This is a genomic window from Streptomyces sp. NPDC093109 (genome assembly GCF_040701725.1).
GTDB lineage: Bacteria > Actinomycetota > Actinomycetes > Streptomycetales > Streptomycetaceae > Streptomyces.
In genome coordinates this window covers 49,011-74,971 of record NZ_JBFBEZ010000040.1, presented here as the reverse complement: position 1 = coordinate 74,971, position 25,961 = coordinate 49,011, and the positions used below count along the sequence as shown (strand labels likewise).

At 71.4% G+C, this 25,961-nt stretch carries 22 protein-coding genes and 1 pseudogene; 14 read left to right on the top strand and 9 right to left on the bottom strand.

Annotated elements, in window-relative coordinates:
- Window positions 1-534: 534 nt before the first annotated feature.
- The 4 genes and pseudogenes from AB0389_RS30080 (at window position 535) to AB0389_RS30065 (ending at window position 4,828) form a co-directional block, all read left to right on the top strand.
- On the top strand, window positions 535-1,767 hold the full coding sequence (locus tag AB0389_RS30080) for an acyltransferase (protein ID WP_366398666.1): 1,233 nt from the start codon (window positions 535-537) through the stop codon (window positions 1,765-1,767).
- Window positions 1,768-2,034: 267 nt separating this feature from the next.
- Window positions 2,035-2,493, top strand: a pseudogene (locus AB0389_RS30075) (SigE family RNA polymerase sigma factor); the annotation flags it as partial.
- Between the two features lie 196 nt (window positions 2,494-2,689).
- The gene (locus AB0389_RS30070) at window positions 2,690-3,331 is read left to right on the top strand and encodes a hypothetical protein (protein ID WP_366398665.1); all 642 of its coding nucleotides are present in this window, start codon (window positions 2,690-2,692) and stop codon (window positions 3,329-3,331) included.
- 183 nt (window positions 3,332-3,514) lie between these two features.
- The gene (locus tag AB0389_RS30065; RefSeq protein ID WP_366398673.1) at window positions 3,515-4,828 is read left to right on the top strand and encodes a DUF2079 domain-containing protein; all 1,314 of its coding nucleotides are present in this window, start codon (window positions 3,515-3,517) and stop codon (window positions 4,826-4,828) included.
- An 8-nt stretch (window positions 4,829-4,836) separates the two neighbouring features.
- On the opposite strand, the gene AB0389_RS30060 is transcribed toward AB0389_RS30065, so the two are convergent.
- The 4 genes from AB0389_RS30060 to AB0389_RS30045 form a co-directional block, all read right to left on the bottom strand.
- Window positions 4,837-6,003 (bottom strand): type III polyketide synthase, encoded by a 1,167-nt coding sequence (locus tag AB0389_RS30060; protein ID WP_366398664.1) that lies wholly within the window; start codon window positions 6,001-6,003, stop codon window positions 4,837-4,839.
- Between the two features lie 13 nt (window positions 6,004-6,016).
- The gene (locus tag AB0389_RS30055) at window positions 6,017-7,156 is read right to left on the bottom strand and encodes a cytochrome P450 (RefSeq protein ID WP_366398672.1); all 1,140 of its coding nucleotides are present in this window, start codon (window positions 7,154-7,156) and stop codon (window positions 6,017-6,019) included.
- A 371-nt stretch (window positions 7,157-7,527) separates the two neighbouring features.
- Window positions 7,528-7,866: a hypothetical protein gene (locus tag AB0389_RS30050; protein ID WP_366398663.1), complete on the bottom strand. Its 339-nt coding sequence runs from the start codon at window positions 7,864-7,866 to the stop codon at window positions 7,528-7,530.
- 65 nt (window positions 7,867-7,931) lie between these two features.
- Window positions 7,932-10,952, bottom strand: coding sequence for an FAD-binding and (Fe-S)-binding domain-containing protein (locus AB0389_RS30045; protein WP_366398662.1), 3,021 nt, complete (start codon window positions 10,950-10,952; stop codon window positions 7,932-7,934).
- Window positions 10,953-11,187: 235 nt separating this feature from the next.
- Here AB0389_RS30045 and AB0389_RS30040 point away from each other — a divergent pair, with 235 nt between their 5' ends.
- The 6 genes from AB0389_RS30040 to serC all read left to right on the top strand — a co-directional run bounded on the left by AB0389_RS30040 (window position 11,188) and on the right by serC (window position 16,969).
- Entirely contained in the window at window positions 11,188-12,858 is a 1,671-nt protein-coding gene (locus tag AB0389_RS30040; protein ID WP_366398661.1) for an ATP-binding protein, read from the top strand.
- On the top strand, window positions 12,855-13,286 hold the full coding sequence (locus AB0389_RS30035) for a roadblock/LC7 domain-containing protein (RefSeq protein WP_366398660.1): 432 nt from the start codon (window positions 12,855-12,857) through the stop codon (window positions 13,284-13,286). The genes AB0389_RS30040 and AB0389_RS30035 overlap by 4 nt, the downstream gene beginning before the upstream one ends.
- Complete coding sequence (locus tag AB0389_RS30030) at window positions 13,283-13,669, top strand: DUF742 domain-containing protein (RefSeq protein ID WP_366398659.1); 387 nt, start codon at window positions 13,283-13,285, stop codon at window positions 13,667-13,669. Before AB0389_RS30035 ends, AB0389_RS30030 begins: the two co-directional genes overlap by 4 nt.
- Window positions 13,670-13,712: 43 nt before the next feature.
- Window positions 13,713-14,309: an ATP/GTP-binding protein gene (locus AB0389_RS30025; protein ID WP_366398671.1), complete on the top strand. Its 597-nt coding sequence runs from the start codon at window positions 13,713-13,715 to the stop codon at window positions 14,307-14,309.
- Between the two features lie 155 nt (window positions 14,310-14,464).
- The gene (locus tag AB0389_RS30020; protein WP_366398670.1) at window positions 14,465-15,676 is read left to right on the top strand and encodes a cytochrome P450; all 1,212 of its coding nucleotides are present in this window, start codon (window positions 14,465-14,467) and stop codon (window positions 15,674-15,676) included.
- A 174-nt stretch (window positions 15,677-15,850) separates the two neighbouring features.
- Window positions 15,851-16,969 carry a phosphoserine transaminase gene (gene serC, locus AB0389_RS30015; RefSeq protein ID WP_366398658.1) on the top strand — a complete coding sequence of 373 codons (1,119 nt, stop codon included), beginning with the start codon at window positions 15,851-15,853 and terminating at the stop codon, window positions 16,967-16,969.
- 73 nt (window positions 16,970-17,042) lie between these two features.
- Here serC and AB0389_RS30010 read toward each other — a convergent pair whose 3' ends face one another.
- Together AB0389_RS30010 and AB0389_RS30005 are read right to left on the bottom strand one after the other, a co-directional pair.
- The gene (locus AB0389_RS30010) at window positions 17,043-17,825 is read right to left on the bottom strand and encodes an ABC transporter permease (RefSeq protein WP_366398669.1); all 783 of its coding nucleotides are present in this window, start codon (window positions 17,823-17,825) and stop codon (window positions 17,043-17,045) included.
- A gap of 92 nt (window positions 17,826-17,917) precedes the next feature.
- Window positions 17,918-18,922 carry an ATP-binding cassette domain-containing protein gene (locus AB0389_RS30005; RefSeq protein ID WP_366398668.1) on the bottom strand — a complete coding sequence of 335 codons (1,005 nt, stop codon included), beginning with the start codon at window positions 18,920-18,922 and terminating at the stop codon, window positions 17,918-17,920.
- A gap of 129 nt (window positions 18,923-19,051) precedes the next feature.
- On the opposite strand from AB0389_RS30005, the gene AB0389_RS30000 reads away from it, so the two are divergent.
- Window positions 19,052-19,807, top strand: a complete 756-nt coding sequence (locus AB0389_RS30000; protein WP_366398657.1) for a TetR/AcrR family transcriptional regulator — start codon at window positions 19,052-19,054, stop codon at window positions 19,805-19,807.
- A gap of 72 nt (window positions 19,808-19,879) precedes the next feature.
- Here the strand turns inward: AB0389_RS30000 and AB0389_RS29995 are convergent, their stop codons facing one another.
- The gene (locus AB0389_RS29995; RefSeq protein WP_366398656.1) at window positions 19,880-20,962 is read right to left on the bottom strand and encodes a WD40 repeat domain-containing protein; all 1,083 of its coding nucleotides are present in this window, start codon (window positions 20,960-20,962) and stop codon (window positions 19,880-19,882) included.
- Between the two features lie 161 nt (window positions 20,963-21,123).
- On the opposite strand from AB0389_RS29995, the gene AB0389_RS29990 reads away from it, so the two are divergent.
- A complete protein-coding gene (locus tag AB0389_RS29990) occupies window positions 21,124-21,897 on the top strand; it encodes a GDSL-type esterase/lipase family protein (protein WP_366398655.1) in 774 nt (257 codons plus the stop codon).
- On the opposite strand, the gene AB0389_RS29985 is transcribed toward AB0389_RS29990, so the two are convergent.
- The gene (locus tag AB0389_RS29985) at window positions 21,797-22,423 is read right to left on the bottom strand and encodes a carboxymuconolactone decarboxylase family protein (RefSeq protein WP_366398654.1); all 627 of its coding nucleotides are present in this window, start codon (window positions 22,421-22,423) and stop codon (window positions 21,797-21,799) included. The genes AB0389_RS29990 and AB0389_RS29985 overlap by 101 nt on opposite strands.
- A 72-nt stretch (window positions 22,424-22,495) precedes the next feature.
- Between AB0389_RS29985 and AB0389_RS29980 the strand changes: the two genes are divergently transcribed.
- Window positions 22,496-23,104: a MarR family transcriptional regulator gene (locus tag AB0389_RS29980; RefSeq protein WP_366398653.1), complete on the top strand. Its 609-nt coding sequence runs from the start codon at window positions 22,496-22,498 to the stop codon at window positions 23,102-23,104.
- Window positions 23,105-24,143: 1,039 nt separating this feature from the next.
- Here AB0389_RS29980 and AB0389_RS29975 read toward each other — a convergent pair.
- Window positions 24,144-24,689: a MarR family transcriptional regulator gene (locus tag AB0389_RS29975; protein WP_366398652.1), complete on the bottom strand. Its 546-nt coding sequence runs from the start codon at window positions 24,687-24,689 to the stop codon at window positions 24,144-24,146.
- Between the two features lie 94 nt (window positions 24,690-24,783).
- Between AB0389_RS29975 and pip the strand changes: the two genes are divergently transcribed.
- The gene (pip, locus tag AB0389_RS29970; RefSeq protein ID WP_366398651.1) at window positions 24,784-25,842 is read left to right on the top strand and encodes a prolyl aminopeptidase; all 1,059 of its coding nucleotides are present in this window, start codon (window positions 24,784-24,786) and stop codon (window positions 25,840-25,842) included.
- The last annotated feature ends 119 nt before the right edge of the window (window positions 25,843-25,961 follow it).

Below are 25,961 nucleotides of genomic sequence, written 5' to 3'. Positions count from 1 at the left end.
CCGCCCCCCCTCTCCCGTACACGCGCCGGAAGGGGAGGTGTCAAGGGTGAAGCGAAGCGCAATCGGCGCAGCCGACGCGACGTAGGAGCGCCCTTGACACCTCCCCTGGAGGCGCGACACTGACAAAAGGAGGGGCGGCCCACCCCGCACCAAACGCCCAGCACCTCGACCCCGGCCCACCCCGCTCTACCTCTTGGTACTGACCCGCAGATAACAACCCCACGGCGCCCAGCGGCGCATGAATCCCAACCAACCGGCGGCCGTCAGCCGCCGAGACGACCCCGGCAGCCCCATTCAAAGAGTGCGTACCCGTACGGGACTCCCGCCGGAAACGCCCAGTTGGAGCGTCCAGAAGCGCGCGGTGAAGTCTCTGGGAACTCTGGACGGTGATTCGGCAAGCGTTGTGACAAATCCATGTCCAGAGCACGAAGAGTATGCATGTTCGTTCGATATGTGGCGGTTATGGCGGTCGTAGCTTGAGGCGTCCGATGCCTCCCGGCCCGGCCATCCCCATCCCCACGTAAGGACGGACAGGTGTCGATGCAGGGCACGGAGAGCGGAACGGCGGCATCTCAGCAGTTCCCCGGGGACTCACGGCACGCGCTTCCCGCGCTTGCCGCGCTTGCCGCCCCGCCCGCCGACGGGCGCCCCAGCGCGGGCGCGCACCCAAGCACTGTCACCGACACCGGCGCCCGCGCCGGATCACGCGCCGGTCGACGGCTGTACGCCATCGACGGCATCCGACTCCTCGCCGCCCTGCTGGTCGCCGTACACCACTACGCCGGCACCCGCAGGGTTGACCAGCCGGGCAACCTCATCTGGGACCGGCCTGCGTCCGACATCATGCCGACGGTCTTCCGGTTCGCGGCGTACGGGTGGATCGGCGTCGAGATCTTCTTCGTGATCAGCGGCTTCGTGATCTGTATGTCCTGCTGGGGCCGTTCGCCGAAGCAGTTCTTCGTGTCGCGGGTGATCCGCCTCTACCCGGCGTACTGGTTCGCCGTCCTCTTCACCACGTCCGTACTCGTCGTGTTCCCCAGCGTCTGGGACAGCCTGCGCACGCGGGACGTCCTCTTCAACTTCACGATGCTGCAATCGGGTTCGGGCGTCATGAACGTCGACGGCGTGTACTGGACCCTGTGGTCCGAACTCCGCTTCTACCTACTGTTCCTCGCAGTGGTGTGGACCGGCCTGACCTACCGCAAGGTCGTCATCTTCTGCTGCGCCTGGGGCGCCGCGGCCATGCTCGCCCCGATCGCGAAGCTCCCCCTGCTGGAGCTGTTGGCGAACCCGGAAGGCGCCTGGTACTTCATCGCGGGCCTCGCCCTCTACCTCATGCACCGCTTCGGCCAGAACCTGCTTCTGTGGGGCATCCTCGCCATGGCCTGGCTCATGGGCCAGCAAGAACTGGGGGCGCGGATCGACGAGGTGGAGCATGTGTCGAGCTGGCGCGGAGCGGTACTGATCTACACGGTCTTCCTGCTGATCATGGTCGCCATCGCCCTCGGCGCGACGGACCGCGTCCAGTGGAAGTGGCTGGTCACGGCGGGCGCGATGACGTATCCGCTCTATCTGATGCACTACGCCGCCGGTACGACCGCGATCCATCATCTGCGGGACACGATGGACCCCCGGCTGCTGGTCCTGACGGTGATCGCCGGGTTCATGGTGCTGGCCTGGCTGGTGCATCGGTTCGTGGAGCGGCCGTTGGCGGGGGCGCTCAAGCGGGGGCTGGACACGTCGTTCGCGCAGTTGCGGAAGACGTAGGGGCAGGCGCAGGGGCAGGCGCAGCCGCGACACAGGGCAGTGGTTGCCTCTGCCGCCGCCATGCTTCCTGGCCGGATCCGTACGTCCAACAGCGACGGCCACGGCGACGTCCGCGGCAGGCCCGCACCCCGCACCCCGCACCCCGTACCGCCGGGGGCGGTGTCCGAACCGGATCGGGTACGGCGGAAGATTTCCGGCTGAGGGTGTCAACCGGATCGAGATCCGGGGCGTATACCCGGCGAGATCTGGCCACGCTCGGGGAGCCGCATGACCGTCGAGGAGTTCGAGGAGTTCTACGCCCGGTCCGTACAGCCGCTGGTGGGACAGGTGTATCTGTTCACCGGTGATCTGCATGAGGCGCAGGACGTCGTGCAGGAGGCGTTCGTACGGGCGTGGAACCGGCGCGCGCGGCTGGACCTGGACGCCGGGCCCGAGGCGTGGGTCCGTACGGTGGCCGTCCGGCTGGCGATCAGCAGGTGGCGCGGGCGCGGGCGGGCCGTGGAGGCGTGGCGGCGGCTGAGCGGGGCGGGGCCCCGGGAGCTGGCGGCGCCGGGGCCTGAGGGGGTCGCGCTGGTGGCTGCGTTGCGGCGGCTGTCGGCGCGGCAGCGGCTGGTGACCGTACTGCATTACGTGTGTGACCTGTCCGTGGACCGGATCGCGGCGGAGACCGGGATCTCGCCGGGGACCGTCAAGACCCATCTGTCACGGGCCCGGAACGCGCTCGCGCCGTATCTCGACGCCGGAGCGGATGACATCGTCACTGACCACGTCGACGCCGACGACGCCGACGACGCCCCGGCGTTCGACGACCCCGCGTACAAGCCGGCACCCCGACCGGAACACGCACCCCCGTACCGCCCCACCATCATCCCCATCTTCCCCTCCCGCACCTCCCGCGCCGCCCTCCCCCAGGAGGCCCACCGTGTCTGACCTGCTTCCCCCCGACGGCCGGGACCGGACCGACGAGTTGCTCGCCGTCACCCTCAAGCGGGCCGCGCGCGACGCGCGGACCCTCGCGCCACCGCCCGCGCCCGTCGCGGAGATCGCGGCGCGCGGGACGCGGCGGCGGCAGTGGCGGCTGGTCGCCACCGCGGCCGGGGCGGTGAGTGCGGTGGGCGTACTGGCCGGGGTGAGCGCGCTGGCGCTAACGGGGTCGCACACCGGGCAGCCGCCGGCCGCGCCCGCGTACTCCGGGCCGGACGGGACGGGGCCGGACGGGACGGGGCCGGTCAGAACGGCGCCCGGGCCGCCCGCGACGCCGGGTGCGAGCCCGACGGGCAGGGCACCGCGCACCAGCCCGACCCCGATCCAGATGGGCCCGGGACCTGAGACCAGCCCCGGAACCAGCCCCGGAACCGGAACCGGTCCGAGCGACATGCCGCCGCCCACCGACCCGTTCACGGGCGCCACCTCGGACGCCTCGCCCTCGCCCTCCCCCTCCTCCCCCTCCTTCTCCTCCCCCTCGCTCGATCCGAACGGATCCCCCGGCGCTTCGGCATCCGCCTCCACGCTTCCGCTTCAGCCCTCGTCCCCCACCCGGACGGTCGCCGGCACCGCCCGTTGACCTGCAGTAAGGATCCCCACTGTGCCCGGCGTCAGCCTCAGCAGTCTTACCTTGCCCACGTTCCGCTCCGCTGCCGCTCCCCGCCTCCAGAGGCGGGTACGCGACCGCGTCCGCGCCGCGGCCCGCTCGTTCCGCGAGCCCTTCCCCTACGCGCTCGCCCTCGTCCTCTTCTGCGCCTACACGATCGTCTCCGTCGGCCGGTACCGGAATCTCTCCACCATGTCCTGGGACCTGGGCATCTTCGAACAGGCGATACGCGCCTACGCCCATCTCCGCGCGCCCGTCGTCGACATCAAGGGCCCCGGCACCAACATCCTCGGCGATCACTTCAGCCCCGTGACCGCGCTGCTCGCTCCCGTGTACCGGCTGCTGCCCACCCCCGTCACCCTGCTGGTCGGCCAAGCGGCGCTCTTCGCGGTCTCCGCGATCCCCGTGACCCGGGCGGCGTCGCGGTTCCTGGGGCCGAAGCGCGGACTCGCGATCGGTGTCGCGTACGGGCTGTCCTGGGGCGTCCAGCGGGCCGTGGCCTTCGACTTCCACGAGATCGCGTTCGCCGTACCGCTGATCGCCTTCTCCCTGGAGGCCGTTCTCATGCGGCGCTGGCGGGCCGCGCTGTTGTGGGCCGCGCCGCTGGTGTTCGTGAAGGAGGACCTGGGGCTGACGGTGGCGGCGATCGCGCTGCTCGTGGCGGTACGGGCGCGACGCGCCTCGCCCCGGGCCGTCGGCTGGGGCATCGCGGTCGCCGCGATGGCGGCGGTGTGGGCGCTGCTGGTGTTCACCGTCGTCATACCGGCCTTCAACACCAGCGACACCTACGACTACTGGACCAAGGTCGGCGGCGGGGGCGGGCCGTTCGACGGCATCGACACGAAACTGCGCACGCTGGTCTGGCTCCTGCTGCCGACCACCGGACTGCTCGCCCTGCGCTCCCCCCTTCTGTTGGTCGCCGTACCGACACTCACCTGGCGTTTCGTGTCGGCCGACGAGCATTACTGGGGCACGGACTGGCACTACAGCGCCGTACTCATGCCCGTCGTGGCGCTCGCGCTGGTCGACGCCATGGAGCGCACGCGGCGCAGCCGGCGCACCTGGCTGCGCTCGTACGCCCGCCATATCCCGGTCGCGAGCGCGGCGGCGGCGCTCGCGCTCACGACGTCCTTGCCGCTGGCGGCGCTGGCCGAACCGGATCCGTACCGTACGACGCCGCAGGCCGAGGTCGCGGCGAAGCTGCTGGGGCGGATACCGAGCGGGGCGACGGTCGAGGCGAACCTCGGGCCGCTCGCCCACCTCACCGCACGCTGCCGCGTGTTCTGGGTGGGCGACACCCAGGGCATCACCCCGGAGTACATCGCCCTCCAGAACAGGGCCACCCGCGATCCCATCATCTACGCCGGTCAGCTGCACCCCCGGGCAACGTACAAGGTCCTCGACCAGGCGGGCGGTTACGTGGTCCTGAAGCTCCAGCCCACCCCCGGCCCCGCGGACGCGCGCAAGTAGCCCGGCCGTCAGCCTTCGGCCGCCCCCGACCCCACCCCCTGCAACGCCGGGGCCTGCACGGCCATCTCCAGATCCCGAGCCGCTTCCAGCGCCCGGTCCTCCTCCCGCTCCCGGTCCTCCTCCCGGCCGGCCTCCGTCCACGTCCCGAGCGTGATCTCGGCGGTGATGCCCGGACCGAACCCGGCGATGACGCCCCGGGCGCCGTGGTCCGCGCCGCCCTCCTCGAAGAGGCGCTCCAGGGCGTCGAAGATGACCGCGCTGGCGATGTTCCCGCGTTCGGTGAGGGTGGCCCTGCTGTAGCGGAACATCTCCGGCGGCAGGTCCAGATAGTGGCTGAGGTCGTCCAGAATCCTGGGGCCGCCCGCGTGGACGACGTAGAAGTCGAGGTTGGAGACGTCCCAGTCGTGCGGCGCGGCCATGTCGCGCATCGCGGGCGCGAGCATGGCCATCGTGCCGGGGACCCGCTTGTCGAGCATGAAGTGGAAGCCCGTGTCGCGGACCGCGTAGGAAATCCAGTCCTCGGTGCCGGGCACCAGATGGGATCCGTTGCGCTCCAGCCGTACGCCCGTACCCCCCTCGCCGCGTACCACCGCCGCCGCGAGCGCGTCGCCGAAGAGGCCGTTGGAGAGCAGGTTGCCCACCGCGAGGTCGGTCGGCTGGTAGCAGAGGGAGCAGAACTCGCACGCCACGATCAGGACGTTGGCGCCCGGGTAGGCGACGCAGAAGTCGTGCGCCCGGTTGATGGCCGCTCCGCCGGCGGCGCAGCCGAGCTGGGCGATGGGGAGCTGGCGGGTCTCCGGGCGGAAGCCCAGGTTGTTGATGATCCAGGCGGTCATCGACGGCATCATGAAGCCGGTGCAGGAGACATAGATGATCATGTCGATGTCGGTGGGCGCGAGTTGGCCGTGGTCCAGGGCGCGCCGGACGACCTCGGGCACGCGGGCCTTGGCCTCCGCCTCGTAGACGGCGTTGCGCGCGGTGAAGCCGGGGTGCCGGAGGGTCTCTTCGATGGGCCGCACCAGGCGCCGGGTCCGGACTCCGGTGTTGCCGATGAGCCGCAGGGCGAGGCCCAGTTGGGGGTGGTCCGCGTGGAGCGTGCGCGCGAGCTCCAGCGTCTCCTCGCGGGTGATGACATGGTCGGGGACGGCGATCGCCGGTCTGCACAGAGTTGCCATGATCGTTCAGTCCTTACCAGGCAACCGGGAGAGCGAGCGGGTAACGCCAGATCGAGACGGTGTTCCACCGCACCTCCTCCTCCGGTACGGCCAGCCGAAGTCCGGGGAAGCGGGTGAGTGCGGTGCCGATGGAGACCTGGAGCACCATGCGGGCCAGATGGGAGCCCAGGCAGTGGTGGCTGCCGTAGCCGAAGGCCATGTGCGGGACAGGGTCCGGCCGCTCGAAGTCCAGCTCGTCGGGGCGGTCGTAGACCAGCTCGTCCCGGTTGGCCGTGAGGTACGAGACGTGCACCGTGTCGCCGGCCTTGATGACGACGCCGTCGAAGTCGACATCCACCAGAGCGACCCGGGGGATTCCGACGCCCTGCCGGAACGGGATGAAGCGCAGCAGCTCCTCCAGTGCTCCCGGCAGCAGCTCGGGCCTGGCGCGCAACTGGCCGAGCTGGGCGGGATGGGTGAGCAGGGTGTACAGGACGTTGCTGATGTCGTACGTCGTGGTGTCGTGGCCGGTGACGACCAGGAGCATGGCGAGAACGGCCAGCTCCGCCTCGTCGAGCATCTCGTCGCCCACGCGCGCGGTGGAGAGGGCGCTGATGAGGTCGTCGCCGGGGGCGGCACGGCGGGCGGCGGTCAGCTCGGAGAAGTAGGCGCGGAGCCCGGCCTTCGCGGCGACCGCCGAGCTCTTGTCGGCGGCGCTCATGGACATCATGGCCATGGCCCACTCGCGAAGCTGGGGCCGGTCGGACTCGGGGATGTCCAGCAGCTCGCAGATCGTCAGCAGCGGGAGCCGGTCAGCGAGGTGGTGGGTGATGTCGGCCGGGGAGCCGCTCGCCACCATGGTGTCGAGCAGCCGGTCCACGGTCCGCTGGGTCCAGGGGCGCAGCGCCTCCACCTGGGGCGTGGTGAACGCCTTGATGATCAGCCTGCGCACCCTGTTGAGCGAGGGCGGGTCCATCAGATTGATCGCCTCGGACTGGGCGATGGGCGCCGGGGTGATCCGGGGGAAGTCCCGCCCGATCAGCGCGGCCCGGCTGAACCGCTTGTCCGCGGTCACCGTCTGTACGTCGGCGTACCGCGTCACCAGCCAGCAGTCGCCCTCGCCGTACGGCATCCGCACGCGTGCGATGGGGGCTTCGGTCCGCATCCGCGTCATGAACGGGTCCGGCTCCAGCGCGTTGTCGTGCCGGACGGGACAGGTCAGCACGGAGCCAGAGCCGGAGCCGAAGCCGGAGTCAAAGCCGGAGTCAAAGCCGGGGCCCGGGTCGGCATCGGCCCCGGGCGCCGGGCCTAAGCCCAGCCCGGTGCCCGAGCCCACGCTCGGAACGGAGTCTGAAACGGTCATTGCGCTACCCCCATGAATACACGTGCCCCGCCCTCAGCGAGACAACAGCATTTATCAGTGAATCCCGAGATATCTCGCACTTCATGCGGGAGAAAGGAAAAACCACTCGTACGGGGCACCAGCCGCCGACCGGTCCGCCCCCTCTCCCGCCACCCCTCAACCCGACTGCCTCCAGCGGGGGTTCAGGGCCGGACGAAGGGGAACCAGGTCACGACGGCATGGCTGCCGCCGCCGCTCCGAAACGTCACCTCGACGTGAGAGTCCGCCGCGAGATACACCAACTGCCGCCCCGACGCGTGGAGCACCGTCTCCTCGCCCTCCGCCGCGCCCGGCGGGCGGACGGCGAGGGTCGCGGATCCGGGCCGGTCCGCACTCCCGGGTCCGGCGCCGCGGATGTAGACGATGAGCATGCCGGCCGTGTCCGTGGCGCCGGTGTGGACCGTCGATTCCCTCGCGTTGATCCACTCCTGCTGAGTGGTGAACTGCACGGGCGGCGCCATCAAGGCGAGTTCGTTGAGCACAGGACCTCCAAGGGTCGCAGGCGAGCCGACACGAACACGCTACGCGATGGGTCTGACACTCAAGGTTACTTCCGGGTCTCCGCCGGCGCTTCCGTCGGCACTTCCGGCAGCGCCTCCGCCAGGACTTCGGCCAGGTGCCGGGCCCGATGACCGCCGAGCTGCGCCAGTTGCGTACGGCAGGAGAAGCCGTCCGCCAGAATCTCGGCACCCGGCCCCTCGGCACCCGGCCCCTCGGCGCCCGCAGCGGCGGCGCGTACGGCCGGCAGCAGCTGGTCCTCGGCGCAGGCCACCGACACGTCGTAATGGCCGCGCTCGAAGCCGAAGTTGCCCGCCAGCCCGCAGCACCCGCCGCTCAGCTCGCCCGTAAGCCCGGCCCGTTCGCGCAGCCGCCGGTCCGCGTCGTCGCCCAGGACGGCGTGCTGGTGGCAGTGGGTCTGCCCGGCGACCGGGCGGTCGACGCGCGGCGGGCGCCAGTCCGGCGCGTGCTCCTCCAGCGCCCGCGCGAACGTCCGCACCGAGGCGGCGAGCCGCGCCGATCGCGGGTCGTCGCCGAGGAGTTCGGGCAGGTCGGAGCTGAGGGCGGCGGCGCAGCTCGGTTCGAGGACGACGACGGGCAGGCCCTTGTCGAGGGCCGGTTCGAGTACGTCGAGGGTGCGGCGCATGACCGTACGGGCCCGGTCGAGCTGGCCGGTCGAGACATACGTCAGACCGCAGCAGACGCGGGCGCGCGGTGGCACGACGACATCGAGCCCGGCCGCCTCCAGGACCCGTACGGCGGCCCGGCCGACCTCCGGCGACAGATGCTCCGTGAAGGTGTCGGGCCAGAGGACGACCGTGGTGCGTCCGTCGACTGTCGTACGCCCATCGACCGTGGCGCGCCGCCCGCCCGCCACGGGAACCCCCCGCCCCTGTCTGCGTCCCCTCCCCCGCAGCCACTGCCCGAACGTCTCCGTCGCCAGCGGCGGAATCGTACGTTCCGGTGCGATGCCGCCCAGCCGCTTCGCGACCGCCGCCAGTGGCCGTACGCGCGCCGCGGCGTTGAGCACGCGCGCGTAGGGCGCGGCGAGCCGCAGCCAGCGCGGCAGCATCCCCATCGCGTAGTGCGCGGCGGGCCGCACCCGGCCCGCGTAGTGGTGGTGCAGGAACTCCGCCTTGTAGGTGGCCATGTCGACGCCCACCGGGCAGTCGCCGCGGCAGCCCTTGCAGGACAGGCAGAGATCGAGCGCGTCCCGTACCTCCGTCGAGCGCCAGCCGTCCGTCACCACCTCGCCCGCGAGCATTTCGTGCAGCAGGCGCGCGCGCCCGCGCGTGGAGTGCGTTTCCTCTCCGGTCGCGCGGAACGACGGGCACATGACATCGGACCCGGTGTTCGGCCCGGCGACACGGCACTTGGCGACGCCCACGCACCGGCTGACCGCCCGCGCGAAGTCCCCTCCCCCGGGGCCGTCGTGCGGGTAGCCGAAGGCGACCTCCACCCGTTCGCGCGGCAGGACGGCGAAGCGCAGGTGGTCGTCGAGCCGGCCGGGACGGGCCAGGATGCCCGGGTTCATGCCGCCGTCGGGGTCCCACACGTCCTTGAAGCGGCCGAAGAGGCCGACCAGTTCGTCCCCGTACATCCGCGGCAGCAGCTCGGCGCGGGCCAGTCCGTCGCCGTGCTCCCCCGACAGCGAGCCGCCGTACGCGACGACCAGCGTCGCCGTGTCCTCGGAGAAGCGCCGGAAGCGCCGGACGCCGTCCTCGGTCAGCAGATCGAAGTCGATCCGGACGTGGATGCAGCCGTCGCCGAAGTGTCCGTACGGTGTGCCGCGCAGGCCGTGTTCGGCCAGCAGTGCGCGGAAGTCGCGCAGATACGGGCCGAGCCGGGCCGGCGGCACGGCGCAGTCCTCCCAGCCGGGCCACGCCTCGGTGCCGTCGGGCATACGGGTCGCCGTGCCGGCCGCGTCCTCCCGTACCCGCCACAGCGCGCGCTGTCCGGCCGGGTCGGTGACGACCGTCCCGTCGAGCGCGTCGGCGGCGCGCAGGATCGCCTCGGCGGCGGCGCGCGCCTCGGCGGCGCTCGCGCCGCCGGTCTCCACGAAGAGCCAGGCGGCGCCGCGCGGCAGATCGTGACCGCTGCCCGCGGTGACCAGGTCCTGTGCCATGCCCTCGACGGTGAGCGGCCCGTACGGCAGGAGCCCGGCCGCGGCCTCGGCGGCGGCGCTCTCGTCCGGGTATCCGAGGACAGCGAGGGCGCGCGCGGCGGGCGCCTCGACCAGCCGCAGCTCCGCCTCGGTGACCACGCCGAGCGTGCCCTCGCCGCCGCAGAAGGCGCGGGCGAGATCGGTGCCGTTCTCCGGGAGCAGCGCGTCCAGGGCGTAACCGGAGATACGGCGCGGCAGGCCGGCGGGGAAGCCGGTGCGCAGGGGCGCGAGATGGGCGTCGACGAGTGCGCGCAGTCCGGCGCGCACTCCGGCGGACGCACCGGCGGACGTACCACCCGACACGCCCCCGGACCGGCCCCCGGACCGCCCGCCGGACATGCTGTCCCAGCCCTGCCCGAGGCGGAGTTCCTCGCCGCCGTACGTGGTGACGGAGAGCGCGCGGACGTTGTCGGCGGTCGTCCCCCAGGCCACCGAGTGCGCGCCGCACGCGTTGTTGCCGATCATCCCGCCGAGCGTGCAGCGGCTGTGCGTGGAGGGATCCGGGCCGAAGGTCAACCCGTACGGCCGTACGGCGTCCCGCAGATCGTCCAGGACGACACCGGGCTGGACCACCGCCGTGCGGGCCGCCGGGTCCACCGACACGATCGACCGCAGATGGCGCGTGAGATCGAGCACCACCCCGACGCCGGTGGCCTGTCCCGCGATGGACGTTCCGGCGCCGCGCGGAAGCACGGGCGTACCGTGCGCGCGGCAGACCGCGAGCGCCGCGGCCACGTCAGCCGCGTCGCGCGGGGCGACGACACCGACCGGGACACGGCGGTAGTTGGAGGCGTCCATGGTGGTCAGCGCGCGTGCCGCCGCCCCGAAATCCACCTCGCCGCGTACGGTCCGGGCCAGGTCCCGCGCGAGCTCCGTAGCCGATGTTGTCTTCCGCTGCTCAGCCATGACCCCAGGATGCCTCCCACGGGAACAGGAGAAGAAAAGGAACGGACAGCTCCCATCCTGATCGTCAATTCTCATATAGTGACCGCAGTTTGAGCAGGATTCAATTTTTTCGCTCGTCCGCTCCGGCGCACGCGCGCCCCGAATCCGCCCGTGCGCCCCTTTTGAACATCACCTGAATCCCCTGGACATCCCCGCTCCCGACCCGTCCCCCATCCCCGTCAACGAGGTAGCAGACTTGCGCCCCTCACTCCGGTCGACCGCACCGGCCCTGCTGATCTCGGCGGCCGTCAGTGGCCTCCTGTGCGTCTGGGCCGTATCCGCCGCGCCCTCCTCCGTACAGACCCCGCTCGGCTGGGGAGGGGGCGCGAGCGCCCTTGCGCTGACCGCCGCCGTCACCGCCGCCGCCCATTTCCGTGAGATGAACCGGCAGGCGCGCGAGCGCGGCGCGGCGCTCGCCGCCCGTGCCGACCAGCTCGCCGCCAAGGCCCGCAGGGCCGAGGAGGACGTACGGCGCACGGTCGCCGAGTCCCGGCGCGCCGCCGAGGATTCCGCCCGCAGCGAGTCGCACCGCGCGGCGACCGTCTCCGCCTGCGCCAGCGCGGCGGGCCGGATGCAGGCCATCGCCACCGGTGTGCTCGCCGACCTCCGGGCCATGGAGCACCGGCACACGGACGAGGACGTACTCGCCGACCTGCTCCACCTCGACCACCGCGCCGCCCAGGCCGGCCGGCTCGCGGACTCGATCGCCGTACTGACCGGGGCACGCTCCGGCCGGCGCTGGGCGCGACCCATCGTCATGGAGTCCATCCTGCGCGGCGCGCTGGGCCGGATCAGCGGCTACCAGCGGGTACGGCTCCACTCGACGAGCCAGGTGGCCGTCGCGGGGCACGCGGCCGAGGGCGTCATGCACGCCCTCGCCGAACTCCTCGACAACGCGGCGAACTTCTCGCCGCCGACCGCCGAGGTCCATGTGTACGTGGAGGAGGTCCCGGCCGGGGTCGTCATCACGGTCGAGGACAGCGGGCTGGTGATGAGCGACCTCCAACTGCGCCGCGCGGAACGCGCCGTCACGACGGACGCGTCCGACCTCAGCGGACTGTCCGGCACCCGGCTCGGACTCGCGGTGGTCGGCAGGCTGGCCCTCAAGCACGGGCTGACGGTCTCGTTCCGGCCGTCGGCGCGGGGCGGTACGGGCGCGCTGATGCTGCTGCCGCAGGAGCTGATCACGGAGGTACGGCCGGGGTCCCCGGCGCCGGAGGCGCTCCGGACCGCGCCGCCGCTGCCGGTACGGACGCGGCCGGCCGTACCGGCCATCGCGTCGGCCACGGCATCGGTCGCCGCACGGACCGCGACACCGGCTGTCGCGTCAGCCGCCGCGCCGGCGAGGGCCACGAAGGCGACGAAGACTGCGAAGACGGCGAAGACCACGAAGGCAACGCCCAAGGCCGAGGACGCCACCGGCACCGCCACCGCCACCGCCACCACCGCCGGCAGCGACACGAACGGCGAGGCCCCCGCTGACGCCGAAGTCCCCGCGACCGCCGAGGCCGAGGCCCCCACCGACGCCGGAATCCCCAAGACGGCCGAGGCCACCGAGGCCACCGAGCCCGCCGAAACCCCCGCCACGCCCGACTCCCCCGACGCCCCCGTAGAGCTGGGCGACAGCGGCCTCCCCAAGCGCCGCCGCGGCCGTACCCTCGCCGCCGCCCTGCTCCGTTCCGGCGAGGCCAAGTCCCGGGCCCGTACCACCACGGATGCCGCCGGCACCAAGGCCCCGCCCGCCACCCCCGACGCGCAGGCGGCCCGGTTCAGCAACTTCCGCAAGTCCATAAGAACCGCTCCCACCCCCACCCCCACATCACCGCAACCGGCCCCAGCCACACACCCGGAAGGCGATCCCCGATGACCGGCACCACCACCGACGACAAGCTCAATTGGCTGCTGGAGAATCTGCTCCAGCGCACCAGCGGGGCCCGCCACGCGCTCGTCCTCTCCCGGGACGGCCTCAAGCTGTGCCGCACCCCCGAACTCACCGTCGACCAGGCCGACCAGCTCGCCGCCATCGCGGCCGGCATCCAGAGCCTGTCGCACGGCGCGTCCGTCGAGTTCGGCAACGGGCAGGGCGGCGTACGGTCCGCCATGACGGAGTTCTACGGCGGCCTCCTGCTGATCGTGGAGGCCGGGGACGGGGCTCATCTCGCGGTCCTCGCGACGGAGGACGCCGATGTCGGCCTGGTGGGGCACAACATGAGCGAACTCGTCGAGCAGTTGGGAGAGCATCTCAGCGCGCCGCCACGCACCATCGCCCAAGGCACCAGCGGCGTGCGGGTATGAGCGGCCCGGGCCGGGGCCGGCCCGGCGGAAGCCGACCCGGCCGTGACGAGTCGCCCGACCGGCTGTACACCCTCACCGGGGGCCGCAGCCACTCGGACACGGACACCTTCGACCTGGTGACGCTGGTGGTCGCGGAGAGCGATCCGACCCCCGGCATGCAGTCGGAGCACGTCACGATCCTGCGGATGTGCCAGAGCCCGATGGCGGTCGTGGAGATCGCCGCCGAACTAGGCCTGCCCGGCAGCATCGTACGGATCATGCTCGCCGATCTGCTCGACACCGGCCGGATCAGCGCCCGCCATCCCCGAACGGCCAAGGCGGACGACCGCCTTCCCGATCCCGACATCCTGGAGCAGGTGCTCGTTGGACTCCGCAACCTTTGACCGGCCCACCGGCCCGGACCAGCCCTCGGGCTCGTACGGTTCCCTGCCGTCGCTGGCCAGTACCGCCGACAACGGCCTGAAGATCGTCATCGTCGGCGGCTTCGGGGTCGGCAAGACGACCATGGTCCGTTCCGTCAGCGAGATCCGTCCCCTCAGTACCGAGGAGACGATGACCCGCGCGGGCGAGGGAATCGACGAACTGGACGAGCTCGACGGGCTGGACCGGAAGACCTCGACCACCGTCGCCTTCGACTTCGGCCGGATCTCCCTCGACACGCGCTCGGTGCTCTATCTCTTCGGCGCGCCCGGACAGGAGCGCTTCTGGTTCCTCTGGGACCGGCTCTTCTCCGGCACGCTCGGCGCGGTCGTCCTCGTGGACACCCGACGGCTCTCCGACTCGTGGTACGCGATCGACCGCCTTGAGCACCACAACACGCCCTTCATCGTGGCCTGCAACGACTTCGGCGGGCCCCTCCACACGGAGGAGCAGATCCGGGAGGCGCTCGATCTGGCGCCGGACGTGCCCATGGTGGAGTGCGACGCGCGGGACCGCTCGTCCAGCAAGTACGTACTGATCACGCTGGTCGAGCATCTGCACGCGCTGTCGAAGAAGAGGAATGCGGTGGAGACGACATCGTGACCACTTCAGCCACACCGGCCGCGGGCTGCCCGGCCCGCGCGGGAAACGCCACCGGAGCCACAGCGGCTACGGGCTCCCTCACCGAAACGCCCCCCGGAGCCGCACCGGCCTCAGGAGCCGTCCCGGCCCCCGGAGCCGCACCGGTCCCCGGGGCGATACCGCTGAACGACCCCCGCTTCCAGACCGACCCCGTCGAGCTGTACCGGGAACTGCGCCGCGATCACGGGTCCGTCGTCCCCATCCTGCTCGACAGCGACATCCCGGCCTGGCTGGTCATCGGCTACCGCGAACTGCACCAGGTCACCGGCGACCCGACGCGCTTCAGCCGCGACTCCGCGCTGTGGAACCAGTGGGACACCGTCCCCGACGACTGGCCTCTCCTGCCGATGATCGGCCGGGGGGAGACCTCCATCATCCACAGCACCAGCGGGCAGCACCGCGAGCGTGCCGCGATGATCAGCGACGCGCTGGAGGCCGTCGACCCGTTCACGCTCCGGCAGCACGCCGAGCAGCTCGCCGACGAGATGATCGACGGCTTCTGCGCGGACGGCCGTACGGACATCATCGGCCAGTACGCGATGCTCCTCCCCGTCCAGGTCCTCGCCAGGCTGCTCGGTTTCAGCGACGAGCAGGGCCCCGGGCTGGTGACCGCGCTCAACGACATGCTCAACGGCCGCGACCGCGCCCTCACCGGGCACCAGCACCTCGTCGCGGCGGCGACGGCGCTGCTCGCCGGGAAGACCGACGAGCCCGGCGCGGACGTCGTCTCCCGGATGCTGGCCAACCGCGGCGACTTCACGGTCGAGGGGATCACCAAGGACCTGCTGATGATCATGGCGGCGGGCCACCAGCCGACCGCCGACTGGATCGGCAACACGCTGCGGCTGATGCTGACCGACGACCGGTTCGCCGCGTCGCTGTCCGGGGGCCGGCACAGCGTCGGCGAGGCGATGACCGAGGTGCTCTGGGAGGACACGCCCACCCAGAACGTCCCGGGCCGCTGGGCGACCCGCGACACCAACCTCGGCAACCGCCGGATCCAGTCCGGTGATCTGCTGATCCTGGGGGTGGCCGCCGCCAACTTCGACCCGCAGATCCGTACGGACAGCTCCGTCCTCACCGGCGGCAACAACGCCTTCTTCTCCTTCGGCCACGGCGAGCACCGCTGCCCGTTCCCCGCCCAGGAGATCGCCGAGGTCATCGCCCGGACGGGGATCGAGGTGCTGCTCGACCGGCTCCCGGACATCGACCTCGCCGTCCCGGAGGAGACACTCGCGCAGCGTCCGTCGCCCTGGCTGCGCGGTCTGACCAGCCTGCCGGTGATCTTCTCCCCGGCCCCACCGCTGGCCCCCGCACGCCGACCCTGACCCACACCCACCGCGGCGCCGCGGCCCCGCCCCGCCCCCGTACCGGCGCGGTACGTACCGTATGCACGCGCGCACATACGGTACGTACCGCATCATCCCGAATCGGACATCCCGACGTCTCACCCGACGGACACGGATTTCGGCGGTGCGCCGGAAGGGACTACGCTCCGGCCCGTGGCCGATATCCAGATTCCCGCTGACATCAAGCCCGCCGACGGCCGTTTCGGCGCAGGTCCCTCCAAGGTACGGACGGAGGCGGTGGACGCGCTGGCCGCGACCGGTACGTCTCTTCTCGGCACGTCCCACCGCCAGGCCCCGGTCAAGAACCTGGTCGGCTCGGTGCGCGACGGTGTGCGGAGCCTCTTCGACCTCCCCGAGGGGTACGAGGTGATCCTGGGCAACGGTGGCTCCACCGCCTTCTGGGACATCGCGACGCACGGTCTGATCGAGAACAAGTCGCAGCACCTCTCGTTCGGTGAGTTCTCCTCGAAGTTCGCCAAGGCCGCGAAGCTCGCGCCGTGGCTGGCCGAGCCGAGCGTCATCTCCGCCGACCCGGGCTCGCACCCGGACCCGGTGGCGGAAGCGGGCGTCGACGTCTACGCCCTGACCCACAACGAGACCTCCACCGGTGTCGCGGCGCCCGTCAAGCGGGTCGCCGGAGCCGACGAGGGCGCGCTCGTGCTGGTCGACGCGACGTCCGGCGCCGGTGGTCTGCCGGTCGACATCGCCGAGACGGATGTCTACTACTTCGCCCCCCAGAAGTCCTTCGCCGCCGACGGCGGTCTGTGGATCGGCCTCTTCTCGCCGGCCGCGCTGGAGCGTGCCGCCCGCGTGCACGGCTCCGGGCGCCATGTCCCCGAGTTCTTCTCGCTGCCGACGGCGATCGACAACTCGCTGAAGAACCAGACGTACAACACCCCGGCGCTGGCCACGATCTTCCTGCTCAACGAGCAGCTGAACTGGTTCAACTCCCAGGGCGGCCTGGACTTCGCGACCGGCCGCACGGCCGCGTCCGCCCGTAACCTCTACGGCTGGGCCGAAGCCTCCAAGTACGCCACCCCCTTCGTGGTCGACCCGGCGAAGCGTTCGCAGGTCATCGGAACGATCGACTTCGCGGACGAAATCGACGCGGCCGCTGTCGCGAAGGCCCTGCGCGCCAACGGCATCGTCGACACGGAGCCCTACCGCAAGCTGGGCCGCAACCAGCTGCGCGTGGCGATGTTCCCGGCGATCGACCCGGCGGACGTCGAGGCGCTGACCGCGTGCATCGACTACGTCATCGAGCACCTCTGATCCACCCCTGATCCACGTCTGCCCCGACGGCCCCCGGCACCCCGTGCCGGGGGCCGTCGCGCGCGGTCACCGGCTACCGGCTCAGCCGCTGGAACCTCCGTACCGCCAGCGGCAGAAGCACCACCGTCAGCAGCGCCGGCCAGGCGATCGACAGCAACAGCGCGTGCTCCTCCGGCCAAGTGCCCCCGCCCGCCACCGGATTGCCGAACAGCTCCCGGGTCGCGGTGACGGTGGACGAGACCGGATTCCAGGCGGCCACCACGCCCAGCCAGCCCGGCATCAGCGAGGGAGCCACAAAGACGCTGGAGATCATCGTGATCGGGAAGACCGCCGCGTAGAGGCCGCCCGCCTGCTCAGGGCTGGGCGTCAGCAGCCCCAGCAGCACCCCCAGCCATATCAGCGAGAAGCGCAGCAGCATCAGCAGCGCGATGGCCGCCAGCGTCTTCAACGGCCCGCCGTTCGGGCTCCAGCCGATCAGGAGAGCGGTCGCCACCAGGATCAGCAGCTCCGCGCAGGCCGTTATCAGATCCCCGACCCCCCGGCCCGTGACCACCGCCGAGGGAGCCATCGGCATCGATCTGAACCGGTCGATGACCCCCCGTGTCCTGTCCGTGGCGACGGCTGCCGCCGTGGTCGTAAAGCCGGACGCCATCGTCATGGCGAACATCCCCGGCATCAGGAACTCCCGGTAGTCGCCCCCGCCCGGCACCTTCATCGCGCTGCCGAAGACATACCCGTACAGCAGTACGGAGATGATCGGGAATCCCAGCTGCCAGACGATGGCCAACGGCTGGCGCTGATAGTGCGTGAGCCCCCTCCGCAGGACGTTCCAGCCGTCCGCCACCGCCCAGTACACGCGGCCGTGGCCGCCCTCACCAGCGCCCTCACCGGCGCCGTCAGCCCCGCCGACCCCGCCGACCGCCGTACTCCCCCTCTCCAGTGCGGTGCTCACGCGGCTCTCCCCTCTTCCGTACCGACTCCCGCAACTCCGGGAACTCCCGCATCCGTACGGTGTCCGGTGAGCCGCAGGAACACATCGTCCAGGCTCGGTCTGCGCAGCCCGATGTCCTCCACCGCCACCCCCTTGTCCTGAAGCGTCCGCGCCACCTCCGTCAGCGCGGCCACCCGATCGCTCACCAGCGCGTGCACCCGCCGCTCCCCGTCGTCCGTCTCCACCCGGCCCCCGCCACCGGCGACCCGCGCCACCGCCCCGACCGCCGCGGGAATGTCGGCGTCCGCGGCGACCACGACCTCGATCCGGTCTCCCCCCACCGCGTTCTTCAGCTCCGCCGGAGTGTCGTCCGCTATCGCCCGCCCCCGGTCGACCACCGTGATGCGCGAGGCGAGCTTGTCCGCCTCGTCCAGATACTGCGTGGTGAGCAGCACCGTCGTCCCGTCCGCGACCAGCGCCCGCACCGCGTCCCAGACCTCCCCCCGCCCACGCGGGTCCAGACCCGTCGTCGGCTCGTCGAGGAAGAGGACCCGCGGGGCGAGAATGATCGACGCGGCCAGATCGAGCCGCCGCCGCATCCCGCCGCTGTACGTACCAACGCCCTCGTCGCCGGCGTCCACCAGATCGAACCGCGCCAGCAGCTCCCCGGCACGCGACGCCGCCCGCTTCCCGCCGAGATGGAAGAGCCGGCCGAACATTTCCAGGTTCTGCCGGCCGGTGAGGCCCTCGTCCACCGCCGCGTACTGCCCGACGAAACCGATCCGGCTCCTGACAGCGCGCGGATCACGCGCCACATCGACGCCCGCGACCTCCGCCCGCCCGCCGTCGAACCGCAGCAGCGTCGCCAGCACCCGGACCGCGGTGGTCTTGCCCGCGCCATTGGGCCCGAGCAGCCCATGAATGGTCCCCGCGCGCACGGCCAGATCCAGCCCGTCGAGCGCGCGCTTCTCCCCGCCCCTCCCCTTCCCTCCGTACGTCTTACTGACCGCTTCCGCCAACACGGCGTGTTCGTCCACGGGCACCTCTCGTCCCCCTCCGACCAACTGATTCCGACCAACCGAACTGAGTACACTGTACCCACATCCGAGTACGCCGTACTCATTTTTTTCCGAGGCGATTACCCTGAAGCCATGACGTCGACCGAAACGACCGGCAGCGGCAACGTCGCGCGCAGTCTCGAACTCCTCTGGGGGGCCGGAGAGCGGCCGAGCCGCGGCCCGAAACCCGGCCTCACCCTCGGCGGGATCGTCTCGACCGCCGTCGCGCTCGCCGATGCCGAAGGGCTGGACGCGGTGTCCATGCGCCGGCTCTCCACCGAGCTGGGCACCGGCACGATGTCGCTCTACCGCTATGTCCCGGGCAAGGCGGAGCTGCTGGATCTGATGCTGAATGACGTCTGGGGCGAGACGGACAGCACCCCGCGCGCGCCCGGCGCGGGTTGGCGCACGACCATCGAGGAGATGGCGCGCGCCATGCTCGCGCTGTACCAGCACCACCCGTGGCTGCTCTCGGTGAACCAGGCCCGGCCCGTCCTCGGCCCCAACGCGGTGGGCGGGCTGGAGGAAATGCTGTCCGGCATCAAGGACATGGGGCTGACCGATCCGGAGCTGATATCGGTACGGATCATGGTGGAGGGCTATGTCAGCGGCGTCGCCCGCACCCATGTCCACGCCGGCGAGGTGAAGCGGAAGTCCGGGATGTCCGACCGCGAGTTCTGGCAGGTTCAGGAGCCATATCTGACAAAGGCGATGAACAGCGGGGTGTATCCGGTCATGGCCTCGCTGTCCGAGGACGCCTTCGGCCCAGAGTTCGACCACTTCGAGTTCGGGCTCCAGCGGCTACTCGACGGTCTGGAAGTGCTGGTCGCACGGCGTATGGAGGGGTGAGACCCGCGACGCTCGCCATCGCCTCCCCTTTCCCCCCTTCCTCCCTTCCCTTCTCTCCCTACTCCCCTCTCCCTACCCCTTGCCCTTGCCGCGCAGGCGCCGGAAGCCGAAGAAGCCGAGGATGGCGAGCAGCACGGCACCGCCGAGCGTGAGACCGCCGGCGCTCTTGCCGGAGGCGCCGGTTCCGGCCCCCGTACCGTTACCCGTACTTGGTTCGGTTTCGGCGCCGCCGCTCTTGCCACCGCTCTTGCCGCCGTCGATGTCGACGCGTACCACCCCGCTCCCCGCGCCTTCCGTACCGAACATCAGGGCTCTGCCGTCCGCCGTGTACGTCACCGACTCGGCCTGGCGCTGGAACGGCGCCTCAACCGAGTGGTGGGCGCCGAGCCGGCCGTCCTTCCACTCGTACGCGCGGGCGCTGAAGTACGAGCGGAACGTCAGCTCCTTACCGTCCGGGGAGAAGGCGCCGTCCGTCACCCAGGGCACCTCGCCGATGCGCCGGAAGGTGTTCGTACCGGACGGGTCCAGCTTCGCGGGACCTTCGTACAGTCCGCCGCCGTTCTGGTTCTTCGACGCGATGTAGACACGTCCGGTGGTGGGGTCGACCATCATCGACTCGGCGTCGCGCGGGCCGTCCTCGTACCGCACCGTGAACTGCGTCGGGCGGACGGTGGCGTCCTTGAGCTGCTTGGGCTCGGGGAAGCGGTAGATCCACACGTGGTCCCAGGAGCCGTTGAGGTTGTCGCCGATGTCGCCGACGTACAGATTCCCGTCGGGGCCGAGGGAGATGGCCTCGGCGTCCCGTATCTCGCCGATGCCCGCGAGGGTGATGGTCGCGACGGTCTCGCCGGTCCTGGAGTCGACGGCGTAGATGTACGGCGGGTGGGCGCTGTCGTTGTGCGTCCAGTAGATACCCGGATGGATCCGGCTCGCGGCCAAACCACTCGATTCGGTGATACGCGGGTCCTTGATGGTGAAGTCCCGGTCGGGTGAACCTTCGTCGGCCGTCGCAGCGGCCGTCGCCGCAGTCGCTGCCACGGTCGCCGCAGCCGCCGCCCTCGGCAGCACGGCCGGCGGTACGGCGACAAGAACGGCGAGGACGGACGCCACGCCGGAGAGACGACGCAGGCCGGAGCGGTACGGGAGCGCATGCATCCGTCAAGCCTGCCACCTGGCCGAGGGCGACAACCACGAAAGAGCGCGGAAGAAGCTCGGGACAAGCCGGGGAGGAACCCCGGAGCAACCGGGGAGCAACCGGGGAGCAACCGGGGAGGAGGTCGATCCGGGCGCGAAAGATCGTCGGCAAGGATGGCCGGATGCGATTCATGTGCGTGGGTGACTCCATGACGATCGGTAGCGCCGGTGACTTCACCTGGCGCTACCGCCTGTGGCAGCACCTCGACACCACCTTCGACGGCCCGTTCCGCCTCGTCGGCCCCCGGGAGACGCTGTACGACCCGGAGCGGGACGCGCCTGTCTCGTACGCGTACGGCGCCCAGGACTTCCCGCCCGACGCGCGGCGTCATCTCGCGGGCTGGGGCGAGGGCTGGCAGCACATGGCGCCGCTGGCCGAGGAGGCGGTCGGAACGGCGCGGGCGGACGTGCTGCTCGTATCGCTGGGCCTGATCGACCTCGGTTTCTACACGGACAGCGCGGGAACGGCGCTGAACGTCCGCGCGTTCGTCGGCGCGGCGCGCGCGGCCAACCCACGGGTGCGCGCCGTACTCCTGCCCGTCATCCCGAACATCCGGGCCGAGTCCGACCCGGCCTTCGCGGCCGAGGTCGACCGCTTCAACGGCCTGCTCGGGGAGGTGGTGGCCGACCTCGACCACCCGGACTCCCCCCTCGTGCTCGCCGCGCGCCCGCCCACGTACGACATCCGCCACGACACCTACGACGGCACCCATCCGGGCCCCACCGGCGAACACAAACTCGCCGCCGCCTTCGCCGACGCCCTGCACGGCGCCTGGTCCCTGGGCGGCCCGTACGTCACCCGGCAGGAGCCGGACACGGCGCTGGAGCCGGACCCGGCGCCGCTGCCGCTGCCGTTGCCGCGAGCAGCATTGGCGGATCGACCGGCGCCCGCGTAAGGCGGTTGGCGAGGGTCGACAGGGTGTACGTACCGATGCCGAGGACCACCTCCAACGCGTTCCGCTCGGTGTAACCGTGCGCCAGGAACGCGTCGAGTGACGCGTCGTCGACCCCACCGGCCGCGGCGAGCACGGCGAGCGCGAACCGCCGCACCGCTTCGAGCCGCTCGTCCGCCAGGGGCCGCTGCTCGCCGAGTGCGGCGATCAGTTCCTCGACGCGGTCGGGCGCGGGCGTGAGCGCCCTGAGCTTCCTGGTGTGCATAACGACGCAGAGGTGGCACTCATTGCGTACGGCAACGGTCATGACGACCACCTCGCGCGCCACCGGGTCGAGCGTCGTGGCCTCGAAGAGGCCGGTGAGCCGCTGAAACCCGTCGAGCAGCTGCGGGGAAGCAGCCATCCGGGCAACGGCCGTGGGCAGATAACCGAGGTGCCGGGTCGTGGCCTCCAGCGCGCGGCGGGAGGCGGCGGGGGCAGAGGCGGGGGTGTGATCGACAAAGGGGGATGACGGCATGAGGGGAGGCATGAGAGGCACTCCTCGCTAGAATCGACAACATGGTTGACGACAAGAAGGTAAACCAGGTTGTCGAGTTCCACAATGGCTGACCCGGGAGCGGAGAAGCCGGAGACCGCCGAGGACGCGGGGACCGCCGAGGACGCAAGAAGCGGCGAGGACGCAGGAAGCGGCGAGCAGGCGGGCAGCACCAAGCAGGACACACCGGGCTATGAACTACCGCTGCTGCTCTTCGCGGGTTTCCGCTCCCTCATCGACCAACTGCACGCAGAACTGGCCCTCCAGGGCCACCCGGACGTACGGCCGGCCTATGGCTTCGCCATGCAGGCCATAGGCCGCGAGGGCGCCACGGCGGTGACGATCGGCCGCCGTCTGGACATCTCCAAACAGGCCGCCGGCAAGACCGTCGACCGCCTGGAGGCGCTGGGGTACGCGGAACGCACAGAAGACCCCACCGACGCCCGCCGCAAACTGGTCCGCCTCACCCCGCGCGGTTACGACGCCCTGGCCCGCTCGGCCGCGATCTTCGACCAGCTGCGCGCCACCTGGGCCTGGAGAATCGGCCCGAACCGCCTGCAAGCCCTGGAATCCGACCTCCGCACCCTCACGACAGACACGGGCCCCGGCCCCGGCCCCGGCCCCCACACCCTGGGCGCCACGCTGGACGCGACGGGATGGCTGAGCACGGACTGAAGGCGCGGGCGCCGGTACGGGGTTCGGGCCGGTGGCACAGCCGAGGCCGATGGGGGGTGGGTGGCCGGTAGCGCGGGTCGTGGGTATGGGGCCGCCCCTCCTGCTGTGAGTTTCGCGCCTCCAGGACAGGAGTAAAGGGCGCTCCTACGTCGCGTCGGCTGCGCCGATTACGCTTCGCTACACCCTTGACACCTGCCCTTCCGGCGCAAGTGCGGCTTTTCGGGAGGGGCGGCCGGGTGGGAGGGGGTTGCCCGGAGGGCCGGCCGAACTGCCGGTCGGCTCAGGGGCTGGCGGCCCGGTGGACCCTGCGGGGCCACGCGGCAGAGGAGAGGGGCCGCCCGACACCGGCTCGGCGGCCAACGGTCCGCTGCTGGTTGCGACTCATGCCCCGCTGGTCACCGTGGAGTGGAGGGAGGGACTGGTGGGATGTGTGTGGCGGTAAGTGGGCTCCCGAAGGCGGACTTTGCGCTCAGAAGGGCGACTAATGCACCTCAGGACACATGTACCGTCCGGAGAGACCACCAACCGCCCGCCAAACCATCCTATATAGGGCATCTTGGTGGGGGTGGGGCGCCCGGAAGCTCCCCGACCGGCCCGAGGCCCCCGGCCGGACAGCAGGCGCCGCCCAGCTCCCGGGCACCACAACGCAACGGTGACCAGCGAGGCATGAGTGCCAGCAAACAGGCGGCCGTCAGCCGCCGAGACAAGCCCCGCTGCCCCATGCAAAGAGTGCGCAGCCCCGCAGGGCCCACCGGCCCGCCGGACCCTGAGCCGAGTGGCAGGGCATCCGGCCCCCCGGGCAACCCCTCACCCCCCCGGCCGCCCCTCCCGAAAAGCCGCACTTGCGACTCCGGGACAGGAGTCAAGGGTGAGCGAAGCGAAATCGGCGCAGCCGACGCGACGCAGGAGCGCCCTTTACACCTGTCACGGAGACGCGACACTCAAACGCTGGAGGGGCGGCCCCCTTCCCAACAACCCGCGCCACCCACCCCACTCAAAACCGCCCTGACCCGCACCACACCGCCAACCCGCACCACCCTCACCCACCAAGGCCGTTCAACTCGGCTGCGATGCGGTCGCGCATCGGGTGGCGGTCCAGGGCTGCCAGGGTCTCGCCGATGAGGCGGCTCAAGGGGTAGGGGAGTTCCGCCTCCAGGGCCGTGGCCGCAGCCGTCGTCGCGGCCCATTCGGCGTCCAGCGCCGGGAGCAGCGCCTCGGCCTTCGGTGTGAGTTCGACCAGGCGGTGGCGGGCGTCCCTGCCCGGCGCCACGGCCACCAGGCCGTCCTTGGCCATCTGGGCGACCGTCTGGCTCGCGGCCGAGTGCGTCACCCCGGTCGCCGCCGCCAGTTCGCGGATGGACCGCGGGCCCCCCGCCGCGGCCAGCGTCCGGGCGACCGGGGTGTAGCGCGGGCGGAAGCCCTCCATGCCGAGGTCCGTATAGACCGCCGCGACACCGGCTTCCAGCCGGTCCAGGAGAAGGCGCAGCCGGGTCCCGAGCAGTTCGGGGCCGGGCAGGCCCAGTTGGGTCGGTCGGCCCGGGTCCTCGTCGGGGGACTTGGCGGGCTCTGGAGGATCGGATGCCATAAAGCCAATGTAACAGCGCTGTTGTATCTGTAGGGTCGGACCTCGCCCGCACCACCACCGACGTCCCGCAGACCGCAGAGGCAGTGACTCCGCCATGACCATGGCCATAACCAGCCCCAACCCCGCCCCCGACCCCCTCTACCCGCCCCTCGACCCCCACGACCAAGGCCTCCTCGACGTCGGCGACGGCAATCTCGTCCACTGGGAGGTCTGCGGCAATCCGCACGGCAAACCCGCGCTCGTCGTCCACGGCGGTCCCGGATCCGGCTGCACCCCGTACTCCCGGCGCTACTTCGACCCGGCCCGCTACCGCACCGTCCTCTTCGACCAGCGCAACTGCGGCCGCAGCACCCCGCACGCGGGCGATCCCGCAGCCGGCCCCGCCGACCTGCGCCACAACACCACCGACCACCTCATCGCCGACATGGAGCGGCTGCGCGAGCACCTCGGGATCGACCGCTGGCTCCTGTACGGGGGTTCCTGGGGCTCCACCCTCCTCCTCGCCTACGCCGAACGGCACCCCGAGAACGTTTCCGAGATCGTCATCTCCTCCGTCACCACCACCCGCCGCTCCGAGATCGAGTGGCTGTACGGGGGCGCGGGGGCGGTCTTTCCGGCCGAGTGGCACCGGTTCCGTACCGGCGCCGGCCTCCCGGCCGACGACCGCAGGACCGGCTGGTCGGGGCCGGCCGCGGACCGTACCGCCGTGGTTCAGGAGACCCTGCGCGCGTACGCCCGGCTCGTCGAGAGCCCGGAACCCGCCGTCCGCGCGCGGGCCACCGCCGACTGGGTCACCTGGGAGGACGCCGTCCTCTCCCAGGAACCGAACGGCTCCCCCACCATCTACGCCGACCGCCCCCCGGCCGCCCAGCAGGCGCTGGTCCGCATCTGCGCGCACTACTTCTCCCAGGGCGCCTGGCTGGAAGAAGGCGCCCTGCTGCGCGACGCGGGACGGCTGGCGGGCATCCCCGGCGTGCTCATCCACGGCCGTCACGATCTCGGCGGCCCGCTCGGCACCGCCTGGGAACTGGCCCGCGCCTGGCCCGACGCGCGCCTGACCGTCGTTCAGGACGCGGGCCACAAGGGCAGCGATACGGTACGCCGCGAGATCCGCGCCGCGCTCGACACGTTCGCGGACCGCAGGGCCCACTGACGCTCTCCGGCCCCTCCGACCGCGTCCACCCCCACCTCCACCCCCGCTTCCACCCCCACCCATGACAACCCGCCACAAGGCCCACCCGCTCTTGCCTTGAGTACGCTCAAACCAGTTGG

Bases quoted from the DNA above. Each gene is read 5' to 3' on its own strand.
- AB0389_RS29980 (WP_366398653.1), top strand. From the start codon at position 22,496: ATGGCTGACCCGGGAGCGGAGAAGCCGGAGACCGCCGAGGACGCGGGG.
- pip (WP_366398651.1), top strand. From the start codon at position 24,784: ATGACCATGGCCATAACCAGCCCCAACCCCGCCCCCGACCCCCTCTAC.
- AB0389_RS30060 (WP_366398664.1), bottom strand. From the start codon at position 6,003: ATGGCAACTCTGTGCAGACCGGCGATCGCCGTCCCCGACCATGTCATC.
- AB0389_RS30035 (WP_366398660.1), top strand. From the start codon at position 12,855: ATGACCGGCACCACCACCGACGACAAGCTCAATTGGCTGCTGGAGAAT.
- AB0389_RS30000 (WP_366398657.1), top strand. From the start codon at position 19,052: ATGACGTCGACCGAAACGACCGGCAGCGGCAACGTCGCGCGCAGTCTC.
- AB0389_RS30055 (WP_366398672.1), bottom strand. From the start codon at position 7,156: ATGACGCGGATGCGGACCGAAGCCCCCATCGCACGCGTGCGGATGCCG.
- AB0389_RS29975 (WP_366398652.1), bottom strand. From the start codon at position 24,689: ATGGCATCCGATCCTCCAGAGCCCGCCAAGTCCCCCGACGAGGACCCG.
- AB0389_RS29995 (WP_366398656.1), bottom strand. From the start codon at position 20,962: ATGCATGCGCTCCCGTACCGCTCCGGCCTGCGTCGTCTCTCCGGCGTG.
- AB0389_RS30045 (WP_366398662.1), bottom strand. From the start codon at position 10,952: ATGGCTGAGCAGCGGAAGACAACATCGGCTACGGAGCTCGCGCGGGAC.
- AB0389_RS29985 (WP_366398654.1), bottom strand. From the start codon at position 22,423: ATGCCTCCCCTCATGCCGTCATCCCCCTTTGTCGATCACACCCCCGCC.
- AB0389_RS29990 (WP_366398655.1), top strand. From the start codon at position 21,124: ATGCGATTCATGTGCGTGGGTGACTCCATGACGATCGGTAGCGCCGGT.
- AB0389_RS30030 (WP_366398659.1), top strand. From the start codon at position 13,283: ATGAGCGGCCCGGGCCGGGGCCGGCCCGGCGGAAGCCGACCCGGCCGT.